The sequence below is a fragment of the Kitasatospora sp. NPDC088861 genome (genome assembly GCF_044750105.1).
Classification (GTDB): domain Bacteria; phylum Actinomycetota; class Actinomycetes; order Streptomycetales; family Streptomycetaceae; genus Kitasatospora.
Genome location: NZ_JBIVJF010000007.1, coordinates 312843 through 324866, shown reverse-complemented (window position 1 = coordinate 324866; position 12024 = coordinate 312843). Strand labels below are relative to the sequence as shown.

Genomic DNA, 12024 nt, shown 5'->3' with positions numbered 1-12024 from the left:
GCACCGGGTGTTGCCCGGGGGGCCCACCCCCGGGGGGGGGGGGGGGGCGGCGGCGGGGGGGCCCCCCCCCCGCCCCCCGCCCCCCCCCCCCCCCCCCCGGGGGGGCGGGCCCCCGGGCCCCCCCCGCCCCTCGTCGTCATCGAAGCCCGGAACCCCGGAGCCCGTACGGAACTCGGAGCTCCGTACCGGGTCAGTCCTGCGGCGTGTAGTACGAGACCAGCGCGGCCGCGCCCGGCTCGACGCCCTTCCACGAGCCGCTGAAGCTGAGCACCGCGATCGCCGCCGTCGGGAAGCCGCCGAGCCGCAGCCGCTCCAGCGCGTCCCGGTCGCCCGCGTCCCCGGCCAGCACCTGGGTCAGGCCCAGCACGCCGGGGTTGTGCCCGACCAGCACCACGTCCGCGTACTCCTCCGGGGTCTCCTGGAGGACGGCGATGATCTCGCCGGGGCTGGCCTCGTAGATGCGGTCCTCGTACACGGTCTTGCGGGCCCGCTTCGGCAGCTCGTGCGCCGCCAGCTTCCACGTCTCGCGGGTGCGCAGCGCGGTGGAGCAGAGCACGTACTCGGGGTTGATGCCGGAGTCGACCAGCCAGCGGCCGGCGTCCGGGGCCTGGTGACGGCCCCGGTCGGCCAGCGGCCGCTCGTGGTCGTCCACGCCGTTGGGCCAGTCGGCCTTGGCATGGCGGAGAACGATGATCCTGCGGGACGTGTCGGCGCTCATACCCAGCAAGCTTGGCAGAAAAGCCGCTCCGGGGCGCGGTGCTCCCGGATGCCGCCACTCGCAGGGGTGGCGGGTGTCATCATCCGCCGTTCGTCCGGCCTTCCGATAAACGGGGGTGGCCGGTGAACGGCGGTGCTACGCGGGGGGGGGGATGGACCGGATCAGCCTATGGCGGCGGCGACGGAGGCGATGATCGCCACCAGCACCACGATGCCGGCGATCGCCAGGGCGATCTGGCCGAGCTGCTTGCGGCCGTCGGTCGGGTTGGGATCGAGAACGGGCATGTCCGGGATTCTTCCACCCCGAACACGCCCGTCGGTCACCGACCCCTCGGGGTTGGCCGTCCCTTGGTCAGGCCTTGACCTGCGCCACGGGGTGGACCGCTTCGTCCTCGATGTGCCGGGCCATCGCGGCCCGCAGGCCGAACAGCATCTGCGGCACCAGCAGCAGCGCCAGGAAGCCCAGCGGGCCGTACCACTCGCCGGTCATCTGGTAGATCCGGCCGATCAGGATCGGGCCGGGGATGGAGATCAGGTAGCCGACGCCCTGGGCGAAGGCGGAGAGCTGGGCGACCCCGCCGGCGGTGCGGGCACGCAGCCCGATCATCGTCAGCACCAGCGGGAAGGCGCAGTTGGACAGGCCCACCAGGACCGCCCAGAGCCACGACGCGCCGGCCGGGGCCAGCGCCAGCCCGGCGTACCCGGCGATGCCGCAGGCGGCCAGCACGACGACGAACAGCCGCTGGTCGCCGCGGCGGGCGGCCAGGTTGGGCAGCACGAAGGAGACCGGCACGCCGATCACCATGGTCACCGCGAGCAGCACCCCGGAGGTGCCCTTGTCGACGCCGGCGTCCTGGAAGATCTTCGGCAGCCAGCCCATCACCACGTAGGCGCCGGTGGCCTGGAGGCCGAAGAAGCAGGCCATCGCCCAGGCCGTCCGGCTGCGGGTGATCGGCAGCCTGGCGGCGGCCGCCCCGCCCGCGCGCTCGCCGCGCTCGCGCTTGGTCAGCAGCACCGGGAGCCAGAGCAGCAGGGCCAGCGCGGCGAGACCGGCCCAGACGCCCAGGCCGTAGCGCCAGTCGCCGCCGAGCGCGCTGGTCATCGGCACGGTGACGGCGGCGGCCAGCGCGGTGCCGGCCGACAGCGCCATCGAGTACAGGCCGATCATCGGACCGACCTTGTCCGGGAAGTAGCGCTTGATCACCACCGGGATCAGCACGTTGGAGACCGCCACACCGGCCAGCGCGAGCGCCGTCAGCAGCAGGAACACCGCGGTGCCGCCGGCGAAGGAGCGGGAGAGCACGCCCAGGGTGATCGCGCCCATGCCGGCGGTGATCACGGCGATCGGGCCGATCCGCCGGGCCATCGAGGGCGCGGCGAAGCCGAACAGGCCGAAGCAGAGCGACGGGACGGCGGTGAGCAGCCCGGCGAGCGTCGGGTTCATCCCGAGGTCGGCGCGGACCTGGTCGAGCAGCGGCCCGAGGCTGGTGACCACGGGGCGCAGGTTGAAGGCGGCGGCGGCGATCGCGATGGCGAACAGCCAGCCCAGGTACTTGCCGGAGGAGGGCGTGGAGGGCCGCTCGGTCTGCGGCCGGGCCTCGGTTCGTGGGGAGGCGGTGGTGTCTGCTGCGGGAGGCATGGGCACCATCATAGAATGATGGGATGAATTGGCGCACCTTCGAATTGGCATGATGTGCCGACCCGCTCCCCCACCGGACGCCGGCCCTCCCACCCGCCGGCCCCGTCCATCGAACCGTAGCCGCAAGGAGTACCCGTGGCGCTGTCCTCGCCGAGGCGCACCCCGCTGTCCGACCAGGTGATCGCGCAGCTGCGCGCCCAGATCACCTCCGGAGAGTGGCCCGTCGGCTCACGCATCCCCACCGAGGCCGCACTCGTCGAACAGCTCGGCGTCGCCCGCAACACCGTCCGCGAGGCCGTCCGCGCCCTCGCCCACAACGGGCTGCTCGACATCCGCCAGGGCTCCGGCACCTACGTGCTCGCCACCAGCGAGCTGGCCGGGGTCATGCACCGCCGCTTCGCCGACGCCGACCAGGCGCAGGTCGCCGAGCTGCGGGCCGCCCTGGAGACCTCTGCGGCCGGCCTCGCCGCGGCCCGCCGCACCGACCGCGACCTCGGCCTGCTGGACGCCGCGCTGGGCCGCCGCGAGAGCGCCTGGCACTCCGGCGACGCCGAGGACTTCATCCAGGCCGACGCCGCGTTCCACCAGGCCGTCGTCGCCGCCGCCCACAACGACGTGCTGGCCGCCGTCTACGCCGACCTCGGCGAGGTCACCCGCGCCCACCTGCGGCACGACGTCGGCCCCGAGCTGATCGCCGAGCGCTACATCGGCCACGCCACCATCCTCGACGCCATCCGGGCCGGCGACGCCCAGCGCGCCTCCGTCGAGGCCGGCCGCGCCATCGGCGCGTGCACCCCCGCCGACGCCTGAGGCACCCCCGAACGCCCTGGAACGTCCTGGAACGCCGCTGCCCGGCACCCCCCACGAGGGTGCCGGGCAGCGGTGTGCGGCGAAGCGGTCAGGCGCCGATGGCGTGCAGCCCGCCGTCGACGTGGATGATCTCGCCGGTGGTCTTCGGGAACCAGTCCGAGAGCAGCGCGACGATGCCGCGGCCGGCCGGCTCCGGGTCGGTCAGGTCCCACTTCAGCGGGGAACGGTGGTTCCAGGTGTCCGCGAGGTCGCCGAAGCCCGGGATGGACTTGGCGGCCATCGAGCCGAGCGGGCCGGCCGAGATCAGGTTGCAGCGGATGTCCCGCTCGCCCAGGTAGCGCGCCAGGTAGCGGTTGGTCGACTCCAGGGCGGCCTTGGCCGGGCCCATCCAGTCGTACTGCGGCCAGGCGAACTGCGCGTCGAAGGTGAGGCCGACGACCGAGCCGCCGTCCTGCATCAGCGGCAGCAGCGCCATGGTCAGCGACTTCAGCGAGAAGGCCGAGACGTTCATCGCGGTGGCCACGGACTCCCACGGGGTGTCCAGGAAGTTGCCGCCCAGGGCGTCCTGCGGGGCGAAGCCGATCGAGTGGACGATGCCGTCCAGGGTCGGCAGGTGCTCGCGGACCGTGTCGGCGATGCCCGCCAGCTCCTCCTCGCTGGAGACGTCCAGCGGCAGCACGGTGACCGGCTTCGGCAGCTTCTTGGCGATCCGCTCGGTCAGGCTCGGGCGCGGGAACGCGGTGAGGATGATCTCCGCACCCTGCTCCTGGGCCAGCTTGGCGGCGTGGAAGGCGATGGAGGACTCCATCAGCACACCCGTGATCAGGATGCGCTTGCCCTCAAGGATTCCAGTCATGCTCAGTGACCCATGCCCAATCCGCCGTCGACGGGAATGACGGCTCCGGTGATGTACGCGGCCTCGTCCGAACCGAGGAACCGCACGGTGGACGCGACCTCGGCGGGCGACGCGTAGCGGCCCAGCGGCACGCCCGAGACGATCTCCGCGCGGCGCTCGTCGCTGAGCACAGCGGTCATGTCGGTGTCGACGAAGCCGGGGGCGACCACGTTGACGGTGATGTTGCGCGGGCCCAGCTCACGCGCCAGCGACCGGGCGAAGCCGACCAGGCCCGCCTTGGACGCGGCGTAGTTCGACTGGCCCGGCGAACCGGACAGGCCCACCACGGACGAGATCAGCACGACGCGGCCCTTGCGGGCCCGCATCATCAGCTTCGAGGCGCGCTTGACCACCCGGAAGGCGCCGGTCAGGTTGGTGTCCAGGACGGAGGTGAAGTCCTCCTCGGACATGCGCAGCAGCAGGGTGTCGTTGGTGATGCCCGCGTTGGCGACCAGCACCTGGACCGCGCCGTGCTTCTCCTCGATCTCGGTGAAGGCGGCGTCGACCTGCGCGGCGTCCGTGATGTCGCAGCGCACCGCGAGGACGTCGTACTTCTCCAGGGCCTCGGGCACCTCGCCCGAGCGGCTGGTGATGGCGACCTTGTCACCCGCCTCGGCGAAGGCCTGGGCGATCGCGAGGCCGATGCCCCGGTTTCCTCCGGTGACGAGAACCGAGCGGCTCAACGATCCACCTCTCTCCGTGTGTGCGGACGTACGTCGGAACGCGTACGCAGTGTGACGCTATCGGGCGGTCGGCGGTGTCGGCGCATCGGGCTCCCACAGCGCCGCACCGGAGGAACTGTCGCAATCCGACAATCCGTACCCGCAGCGCCCCGCACCTGCTCAGCCGCCCTGACCGAACCACCGCCGGAGCCGAGCCGACGCCGCCGTACGGGAACAACACGGCCCCGCGCACCCGTTGCCCCCGTGGTGCGGGCCGACCCGGGACCGGCCGTACCGATCCCCGAAGGGTCCCGCGAGGAACGAAGGCAGGGCGCATGACCAAGGCACGGCCCAGGAGCACCCACCGAAACGGACGGCTGCTGGCCCTGACCGCCCTCGCGGCCGGCCTGGGAGCGGCCGCCTGGTCGCTGCGCGACCTGCCGGCGGCGTTCGGCCGACGGCCGGACGGCGAGCACGAGGAGCGGGTGCGCGACTCGCCGCAGTACCGCGACGGCGTCTTCCACAACGCCCCCTCCACCCTGGCCCGGGCCACCACCGCCCCGGACATCGACCGCGGCACCATCCGCCGGATGCTGTTCGACCGCGAGGGCCGCGTCCCCGCCCACCCCGTGCCGACCGTCCGCCCCGCCGGCGGCCCCGGCCCGGCCGCCGAGGGCGTGGCGATCACCTGGTACGGGCACGCCTCCGCGCTGGTGGAGATCGAGGGCTCCCGGGTGCTGCTCGACCCGATCTGGAGCGAGCGCTGCTCCCCCGCCGCGCACGTCGGCCCCAAGCGGCTGCACCCGGTGCCGGTGGAACTGGAGGAGCTGCCGCAGGTCGACGCCGTGCTGATCTCGCACGACCACTACGACCACCTGGACATGGCGACGGTCAAGCGCCTGGTGCGCAGCCAGTCCGCGCCGTTCGCGGTGCCGCTGGGCATCGGCGGCCACCTGCGCCGCTGGGGCGTCCCGGAGCACCGCATCATCGAACTGGACTGGGACGAGACCTGCACCCTCGGCGACCTGGTGCTCACCCTCACCTCGGCGCACCACTTCTCCGGCCGCGGCCTGACCCGCAACACCACCCTGTGGGGCTCCTGGGTGATCGCCGGCCCCGACCGCAAGGTCTTCTACACCGGTGACTCCGGCTACTTCGAGGGCTACGCCCGGATCGGCGACCGCCACGGCCCCTTCGACGCCGCGCTGGTGCAGATCGGCGCCTACGACGCCGCCTGGGCCGACATCCACATGACCCCCGAGGACGCCGTGCGCGCCCACCGCGACCTCCAGGCGGGCCTGCTGGTGCCGGTGCACTGGTGCACCTTCAACCTGGGCCTGCACCCGTGGGCCGAGCCGATCGAGCGACTGCTGGTCGAGGCCAAGGCGCAGGCCGTCCCGCTGGCCGTGCCGCGCCCCGGCGAGCGGGTCGACGTGGACAACCCGCCGGAGCTGGACGGCTGGTGGGAGATCGTCGGCTGACCGACCGGCCACCACGGCGGCGCACCGGCCGAAATGCGCTGGCCGAAACCCCCTGGACCGGCCATGATGCGGTGCGGGCGCCCCTGTGCGGCGCCGCACCGCCACCCTCCGCGACCAGGGAGCACGATTGCCTCCGATCCCTCCGGCCGACAGCGTCGGCGCCCCGCACGGGCGCGCCGTCGACCCGCTGTTCCTCGCCTTCCCGCTGCGCACCCTCGCCGACGCCGCCCTCACCCGGGCGCGCGAACTCGGCGCCGCCCACGCCGACTTCCGTCTGGAGCGGGTCCGCAGCGCCTCCTGGCGGCTGCGCGACGCCCGCCCGGCCGGCACCTCCGACAGCGTGCAACTCGGCTTCGCCGTCCGGGTGCTGCTGGACGGCGCCTGGGGCTTCGCCGCCGGGGTGGACCTCACCACCGACGCGGCGGCGCGGGTCGCCGAGCAGGCCGTCGCGGTGGCCCGCCTGTCCGGCGGGATCAGCCGGGCCGCCGGCTCCGCCGAGCGGGTCGAGCTGGCCGACGAGCCGGTGTACCGGGACGTCACCTGGGTCTCCTCGTACGAGGTGAACCCCTTCGAGGTGCCGGACGCGGAGAAGACCGCGCTGCTCGCCGAGTGGAGTTCGCGGCTGCTGGCCGCCGAGGGCGTCTCGCACGTCCAGGCGAGCCTGCTGACCGTCCAGGAGAACAAGTTCTACGCGGACACCGCGGGCACCGTCACCACCCAGCAGCGGATCCGGCTGCACCCCACGCTGGAGGCCACCTCGGTGGACGAGCGCACCGGGGCCTTCGACTCGATGCGCACGCTGGCCCCGCCGGTCGGGCGTGGCTTCGAGTACCTCACGGGGGTCCGGGGGCCGTCCCCCGACGGCCGGGGCCTGCCCGCAACGGGCTGGGACTGGGACGCCGAACTCGCCGAACTGCCCACCCTGCTGGCCGAGAAGATGAAGGCGCCGAGCGTCCGGGCCGGCCGCTACGACCTGGTCATCGACCCGTCCAACCTCTGGCTGACCATCCACGAGTCGATCGGCCACGCCACCGAGCTGGACCGCGCCCTCGGCTACGAGGCCGCCTACGCCGGCACCTCCTTCGCCACCTTCGACCAGCTCGGCTCGCTCAGGTACGGCTCCGAGCTGATGCACGTCACCGGCGACCGCACCGCCGAGCACGGCCTGTCCACGATCGGCTACGACGACGAGGGCGTCGCCACCCAGTCCTGGGACCTGGTCAAGGACGGCACCCTGGTCGGGTACCAACTCGACCGCGGCATGGCCGAGCTGAAGGGCTTCGAGCGTTCCAACGGCTGTGCCTTCGCGGACTCCCCGGCGCACGTGCCGGTGCAGCGGATGGCCAACGTCTCGCTCCAGCCCGCCGCCGACGGCCCGGACACCGAGGGCCTGTTCGCCGGGGTGGAGAACGGCCTGTACATCGTCGGCGACCGCTCCTGGTCGATCGACATGCAGCGCTACAACTTCCAGTTCACCGGCCAGCGCGCCTACGCCATCAGGAACGGCGAACTCGCCGGCCAGGTCAAGGACTTCGCCTACCAGGCGACCACCACCGACTTCTGGGGCTCGATGACGGCGGTCGGCGGCCCGCAGACCTACGTCCTCGGCGGCGCCTTCAACTGCGGCAAGGCGCAGCCCGGCCAGATCGCGGCGGTCAGCCACGGCTGCCCGTCGGCGCTGTTCCGCAACGTCAACGTGCTCAACACCCAGCAGGAGGCGGGTCACTGATGACCGCGATGCAGCCCCACGAACTGGTCGAGCTGGCACTCGGCCTCGCCCGCGCCGACGGCTGCGTGGTGATCGCCGACGAGGAGTCCACCGCCAACCTGCGCTGGGCCGGCAACTCGCTGACCACCAACGGCGTCACCCGCGGCCGCCGCCTCACCGTGATCGCCACCGTGGCCGGGGCCGACGGCACCGCCTCCGGCGTGGTCTCCCGCGAGGCCGTCACCCCGGACGAGGTGGAGGGCCTGGTCCGCGCCGCCGAGGAGGCCGCCCGCGCGGCCGGCCCGGCCGAGGACGCCCAGCCGCTGGTGGCCGACCGGCCGTCCTCCCCGGACTTCACCCGGCCGCCCGCCGAGACCTCGATCGCGGTGTTCGACGCCTTCGGCCCGGCCCTCGGCGAGGCCTTCGCCCGGGCCGCCGCGCAGGGCGAACTGCTGTACGGCTTCGCCCGGCACGAGGTGGTCAGCAGCTACCTGGGCACCTCCACCGGCCTGCGGCTGCGCCACGACCAGCCGACCGGCATGGTCGAGATCAACGCCAAGACCACCGACCTGTCCGGCTCCGCCTGGGCCGGCGCCGCCACCCGGGACTTCTCCGACGTGGACGTCACCGCCCTGCACACCGAGCTGACCAAGCGCCTCGGCTGGGGCGCCCGCAAGGTGGACCTGCCCGCCGGCCGGTACGAGACGCTGCTGCCGCCCTCGGCCGTCGCCGACCTGATGCTCTGCCTCGCCTGGTCCGCCGTCGGCCGCGACGCCCACGAGGGCCGCACCGTCTTCTCCAAGCCCGGCGGCGGCACCCGGATCGGCGACAAGCTCGCCGGGCTGCCGCTCACGCTGCGCACGGACCCGGCCGAACCCGGCCTGGAGTCGGCGCCGTTCGTCCTCGCGCACTCGACCGGCGGGGACATCTCGGTCTTCGACAACGGCCTGCCGATCGACGCCACCGAGTGGATCCGCGAGGGCGTGCTGACCGACCTGGTCACCAGTCGCCACTCCGCCGGCCTCACCGGCCTGCCGCTGCGCCCGTTCGGCGACAACCTGGTGCTGGAGACGGCCGAGCAGGACAGCGCGCCGACCTTGGACGAGATGATCGCCCGCACCGAGCGCGGCCTGCTGCTCACCTGCCTCTGGTACATCCGCGAGGTGGACCCGGCGACGATGCTGCTCACCGGCCTGACCCGGGACGGCGTCTACCTGGTCGAGAACGGCGAAGTCGTCGGCGCGGTCAACAACTTCCGGTTCAACGAGTCCCCGGTGGACCTGCTGGATCGGATCACCGAGGCGGGCCGCACCGAGCGCTGCCTGCCCCGCGAGTGGAGCGACTACTTCACCCGCACCGCGATGCCACCCGTGCGTGTCGCGGACTTCAACATGAGTTCGGTCAGCCAGGCCTCATAGCCACTGACCAACGGGGGGATACGAGAGACATGATGGACGAGAAGCGGCTGGTCAAGACGAGCAAGATGCTGTCGCGCATCCTGCGGCACGAGCCGGAGCGGGTGGGCGTCACGCTGGACGAGTCCGGCTGGATCCGGATCGACGTGCTCCTCACCGCCCTCGCGGCCAAGGGCAACCGGCTGACCAGGGCCGATCTGGACCACGTGGTGGCGACCAACAACAAGCGCCGCTTCGGCTACTCCGCGGACGGTCTCTCGATCCGCGCCAACCAGGGCCACACGGTGGCGGTCGACCTCGGCCTGGCCGCCACCGTGCCGCCACCGGTGCTCTACCACGGCACCGCCGACCGCCACCTGGCGTCGATCTTCCGGGAGGGCCTGCGCCCGATGGCCAGGCAGGACGTCCACCTGTCCGCGGACACCGAGACCGCGGTGCGGGTCGGCGCCCGGCACGGCCGCCCGGTGGTGCTCACCGTGAACGCGGCCGCGATGGCGGCGGCCGGCCACGAGTTCCGGATCAGCGACAACGGCGTCTGGCTCACCGACGCCGTCCCGCCGCAGTTCCTCTCCCGGCGGTCGTGAGGCCCCTCGCCCCGCCGTTCCGACTACCCGTTCCGATCGGCCGTCCCGATCGGCCGGACAGTCCCCTCGCACACCCGACCGGGTGGGTCCGCCCCACCCGGTCTCGTCGTCCCCGCTGCCCAGGCGTACCGTGAGGAGGCCGCGCGGCGAGTCGCGCGGGAGCGTGGACGAGGGCGGTAGGACATGGGCAAGAGCGCCGACGGTGGGCAGGTCCACCGGATCACGGGAGCGCGGAGCAGCCTCACCGAGGACGTCCGCGGGCGGCAGCGCCGCTACGTGGTCTCGATGCTGCTCCGGACGGTCTGCGTGCTGCTCGCCGTGGTGCTGTGGGACGTCCAGCGGTGGCTGGCGTTCGCGGCGCTGGCCGGCGCCGTACTGCTGCCGTACTTCGCCGTCCTGATCGCCAACGCGGGCCGGGAGCGGGCGCCGGGGCTGCCGAGCACCTTCGACATCCCGCTGGACACCCCGCTGATGCTCGGTCCCGGTGGGACGGGTGGGAGGGGTGGGGCGGACGGGCCCCCCGGTACAGGAGGGGCAAAGCCCGCTGCCACCGATCCTTCACAGGGCCCGAACTGACCGTCCGTTTCGAGACGTTTCGAGAAAATCCGGCTCGAAGAAAGCTCAGAAGAAGCTCAGATTAATCATGCAAGACCTCCCCATCCGAGGCCCCTGGCGTGACATACTGCGTACGCGCTCCGCATCCCCCGTCGGAGCGACGGACCGACGCCGGGCGGCTCCCCCCGTGGCTGCCCGGCGTCGCCATGCCCGGATCCGGGCGGGCTCCCTCCGGGCCGCGCGGAGCGCGTGAAACACTGGCGGTGCAGACCACCCGCCTAGCGCTGAGGACGGCCCGATGGACACCCCGCAGACGCCGATCTGCTCCGCCAAGGGCTGCCGGGCGGACGCCCGTTGGGTGCTGGTGTGGAACAACCCCAAGCTGCACACCCCGGACCGCCGCAAGACCTGGCTCGCCTGCGACGAGCACCGCGAGCACCTGTCCCAGTTCCTCGGCGTGCGCGGCTTCCTCAAGGAGGTCGTCGCCTTCGCCGACTGGACCCCGGAGACGTCCTAGCCGTCCGGGTCGTCCGAGTCGGCCGAGTCGCCCTGACCTCGCGGGACCCGCTAGCCGCCGATCGCCGACATCGGCCGCTCGGGCTGGTGGAACTCCGGGTCGTCGATCCCGGCCCCGGCCTTCTTGCCCCACATCGCCGCCCGCCACAGCGCGCCCAGCTCGGTGTCGTCCGCGCCCGAGCGCAGGGCGGTGCGCAGGTCCGTCTCCCCGGTCGCGAACAGGCAGTTGCGCACCTGCCCGTCGGCGGTCAGCCGGGTCCGGTCGCAGGCCCGGCAGAACGGGCGGGTGACGGAGGCGATCACGCCGACCCGGGCCGGGCCGCCGTCCACCAGCCAGCGTTCGGCGGGCGCCGCGCCCCGGCGGGCGGACGGCTCCGGGGTGAGCGTGAACCGCGCACCGAGCAGGTCGAGGATCTCCTCGGCGGTGACCATCGCGGAGCGGTCCCAGCCGTGCTGGGCGTCCAGCGGCATCTGCTCGATGAAGCGCAGCTCGTAGCCGTGCTCCAGGCACCAGGCCAGCAGGTCGGGAGCCTCGTGGCCGTTGACCCCGCGCATCAGCACCGCGTTCAGCTTGACCGGCGTCAGCCCGGCGGCCTCGGCGGCGGCCAGCCCGGCCAGCACGTCCTGGTGGCGGTGGCGGCGGGTGAGGGTGTGGAACACCTCGGGGTCGAGGGTGTCCAGCGAGACGTTGACCCGGTCGAGCCCGGCCTCGCGCAGCGCCGTCGCGGTACGGGCCAGCCCGATGCCGTTGGTGGTGAGGGACAGCTCGGGGCGCGGCTCCAGCTCCGAGCAGGCGGCGACGATGGCGACCAGGCCGGGGCGCAGCAGCGGCTCGCCGCCGGTGAAGCGGACCTCCCGGACGCCCAGGTCGCGCACCGCGAGGGTGACCAGCCGGACGATCTCCTCGTCGGTCAGCAGCTCGGGCTTGGCCAGCCAGCGCAGGCCCTCTTCCGGCATGCAGTAGGTGCAACGGAGGTTGCACCGGTCGGTCAGAGATACCCGCAGGTCGACGGCCTGGCGTCCGAAGGTGTCGAGCAGCACG

Annotated in this window: 13 protein-coding genes; 7 read left to right on the top strand and 6 right to left on the bottom strand. The window is 73.2% G+C overall.

Going from position 1 to position 12024, the window contains the following annotated elements; genetic code table 11:
• Positions 1-190: 190 nt before the first annotated feature.
• From ACIP37_RS16405 to ACIP37_RS16395, 3 genes are all read right to left on the bottom strand, one after another.
• Positions 191-718 (bottom strand): histidine phosphatase family protein, encoded by a 528-nt coding sequence (locus tag ACIP37_RS16405; protein ID WP_063349631.1) that lies wholly within the window; start codon positions 716-718, stop codon positions 191-193.
• Between the two features lie 161 nt (positions 719-879).
• On the bottom strand, positions 880-1002 hold the full coding sequence (locus ACIP37_RS16400; protein ID WP_279634939.1) for an SGM_5486 family transporter-associated protein: 123 nt from the start codon (positions 1000-1002) through the stop codon (positions 880-882).
• 67 nt (positions 1003-1069) lie between these two features.
• Positions 1070-2356, bottom strand: a complete 1287-nt coding sequence (locus ACIP37_RS16395) for an MFS transporter (RefSeq protein ID WP_363580661.1) — start codon at positions 2354-2356, stop codon at positions 1070-1072.
• Between the two features lie 135 nt (positions 2357-2491).
• Here ACIP37_RS16395 and ACIP37_RS16390 point away from each other — a divergent pair, with 135 nt between their 5' ends.
• Positions 2492-3166: a FadR/GntR family transcriptional regulator gene (locus tag ACIP37_RS16390; RefSeq protein WP_350887659.1), complete on the top strand. Its 675-nt coding sequence runs from the start codon at positions 2492-2494 to the stop codon at positions 3164-3166.
• A gap of 88 nt (positions 3167-3254) precedes the next feature.
• On the opposite strand, the gene fabI is transcribed toward ACIP37_RS16390, so the two are convergent.
• Both fabI and fabG read right to left on the bottom strand, forming a co-directional pair.
• Entirely contained in the window at positions 3255-4022 is a 768-nt protein-coding gene (gene fabI / locus ACIP37_RS16385) for an enoyl-ACP reductase FabI (protein WP_063349628.1), read from the bottom strand.
• Between the two features lie 2 nt (positions 4023-4024).
• Positions 4025-4744, bottom strand: a complete 720-nt coding sequence (gene fabG, locus ACIP37_RS16380; protein ID WP_350887665.1) for a 3-oxoacyl-[acyl-carrier-protein] reductase — start codon at positions 4742-4744, stop codon at positions 4025-4027.
• Positions 4745-5058: 314 nt separating this feature from the next.
• On the opposite strand from fabG, the gene ACIP37_RS16375 reads away from it, so the two are divergent.
• The 6 genes from ACIP37_RS16375 to ACIP37_RS16350 all read left to right on the top strand — a co-directional run bounded on the left by ACIP37_RS16375 (position 5059) and on the right by ACIP37_RS16350 (position 10983).
• Positions 5059-6204, top strand: a complete 1146-nt coding sequence (locus tag ACIP37_RS16375) for an MBL fold metallo-hydrolase (protein ID WP_363580659.1) — start codon at positions 5059-5061, stop codon at positions 6202-6204.
• 127 nt (positions 6205-6331) lie between these two features.
• Complete coding sequence (locus ACIP37_RS16370; protein WP_363580657.1) at positions 6332-7933, top strand: TldD/PmbA family protein; 1602 nt, start codon at positions 6332-6334, stop codon at positions 7931-7933.
• Entirely contained in the window at positions 7933-9330 is a 1398-nt protein-coding gene (locus tag ACIP37_RS16365; protein WP_400844008.1) for a metallopeptidase TldD-related protein, read from the top strand. The genes ACIP37_RS16370 and ACIP37_RS16365 overlap by 1 nt, the downstream gene beginning before the upstream one ends.
• Positions 9331-9362: 32 nt before the next feature.
• Positions 9363-9911, top strand: coding sequence for an RNA 2'-phosphotransferase (locus tag ACIP37_RS16360; RefSeq protein WP_063351459.1), 549 nt, complete (start codon positions 9363-9365; stop codon positions 9909-9911).
• 183 nt (positions 9912-10094) lie between these two features.
• Positions 10095-10487, top strand: coding sequence for a DUF3099 domain-containing protein (locus ACIP37_RS16355; RefSeq protein ID WP_363580653.1), 393 nt, complete (start codon positions 10095-10097; stop codon positions 10485-10487).
• A gap of 277 nt (positions 10488-10764) precedes the next feature.
• Positions 10765-10983 carry a hypothetical protein gene (locus ACIP37_RS16350; protein WP_363580651.1) on the top strand — a complete coding sequence of 73 codons (219 nt, stop codon included), beginning with the start codon at positions 10765-10767 and terminating at the stop codon, positions 10981-10983.
• A 50-nt stretch (positions 10984-11033) separates the two neighbouring features.
• Here ACIP37_RS16350 and moaA read toward each other — a convergent pair whose 3' ends face one another.
• Positions 11034-12023 carry a GTP 3',8-cyclase MoaA gene (gene moaA, locus ACIP37_RS16345; RefSeq protein WP_400807593.1) on the bottom strand — a complete coding sequence of 330 codons (990 nt, stop codon included), beginning with the start codon at positions 12021-12023 and terminating at the stop codon, positions 11034-11036.
• Position 12024 lies beyond the last annotated feature (1 nt).

What these genes read in the sequence shown, in the direction of transcription:
- ACIP37_RS16395 (WP_363580661.1), bottom strand. Translation starts at nt 2,356, where the DNA reads ATGCCTCCCGCAGCAGACACCACCGCCTCCCCACGAACCGAGGCCCGG.
- ACIP37_RS16360 (WP_063351459.1), top strand. Translation starts at nt 9,363, where the DNA reads ATGGACGAGAAGCGGCTGGTCAAGACGAGCAAGATGCTGTCGCGCATC.
- ACIP37_RS16375 (WP_363580659.1), top strand. Translation starts at nt 5,059, where the DNA reads ATGACCAAGGCACGGCCCAGGAGCACCCACCGAAACGGACGGCTGCTG.
- ACIP37_RS16405 (WP_063349631.1), bottom strand. Translation starts at nt 718, where the DNA reads ATGAGCGCCGACACGTCCCGCAGGATCATCGTTCTCCGCCATGCCAAG.
- ACIP37_RS16400 (WP_279634939.1), bottom strand. Translation starts at nt 1,002, where the DNA reads ATGCCCGTTCTCGATCCCAACCCGACCGACGGCCGCAAGCAGCTCGGC.
- ACIP37_RS16350 (WP_363580651.1), top strand. Translation starts at nt 10,765, where the DNA reads ATGGACACCCCGCAGACGCCGATCTGCTCCGCCAAGGGCTGCCGGGCG.
- fabI (WP_063349628.1), bottom strand. Translation starts at nt 4,022, where the DNA reads ATGACTGGAATCCTTGAGGGCAAGCGCATCCTGATCACGGGTGTGCTG.
- ACIP37_RS16365 (WP_400844008.1), top strand. Translation starts at nt 7,933, where the DNA reads ATGACCGCGATGCAGCCCCACGAACTGGTCGAGCTGGCACTCGGCCTC.
- ACIP37_RS16355 (WP_363580653.1), top strand. Translation starts at nt 10,095, where the DNA reads ATGGGCAAGAGCGCCGACGGTGGGCAGGTCCACCGGATCACGGGAGCG.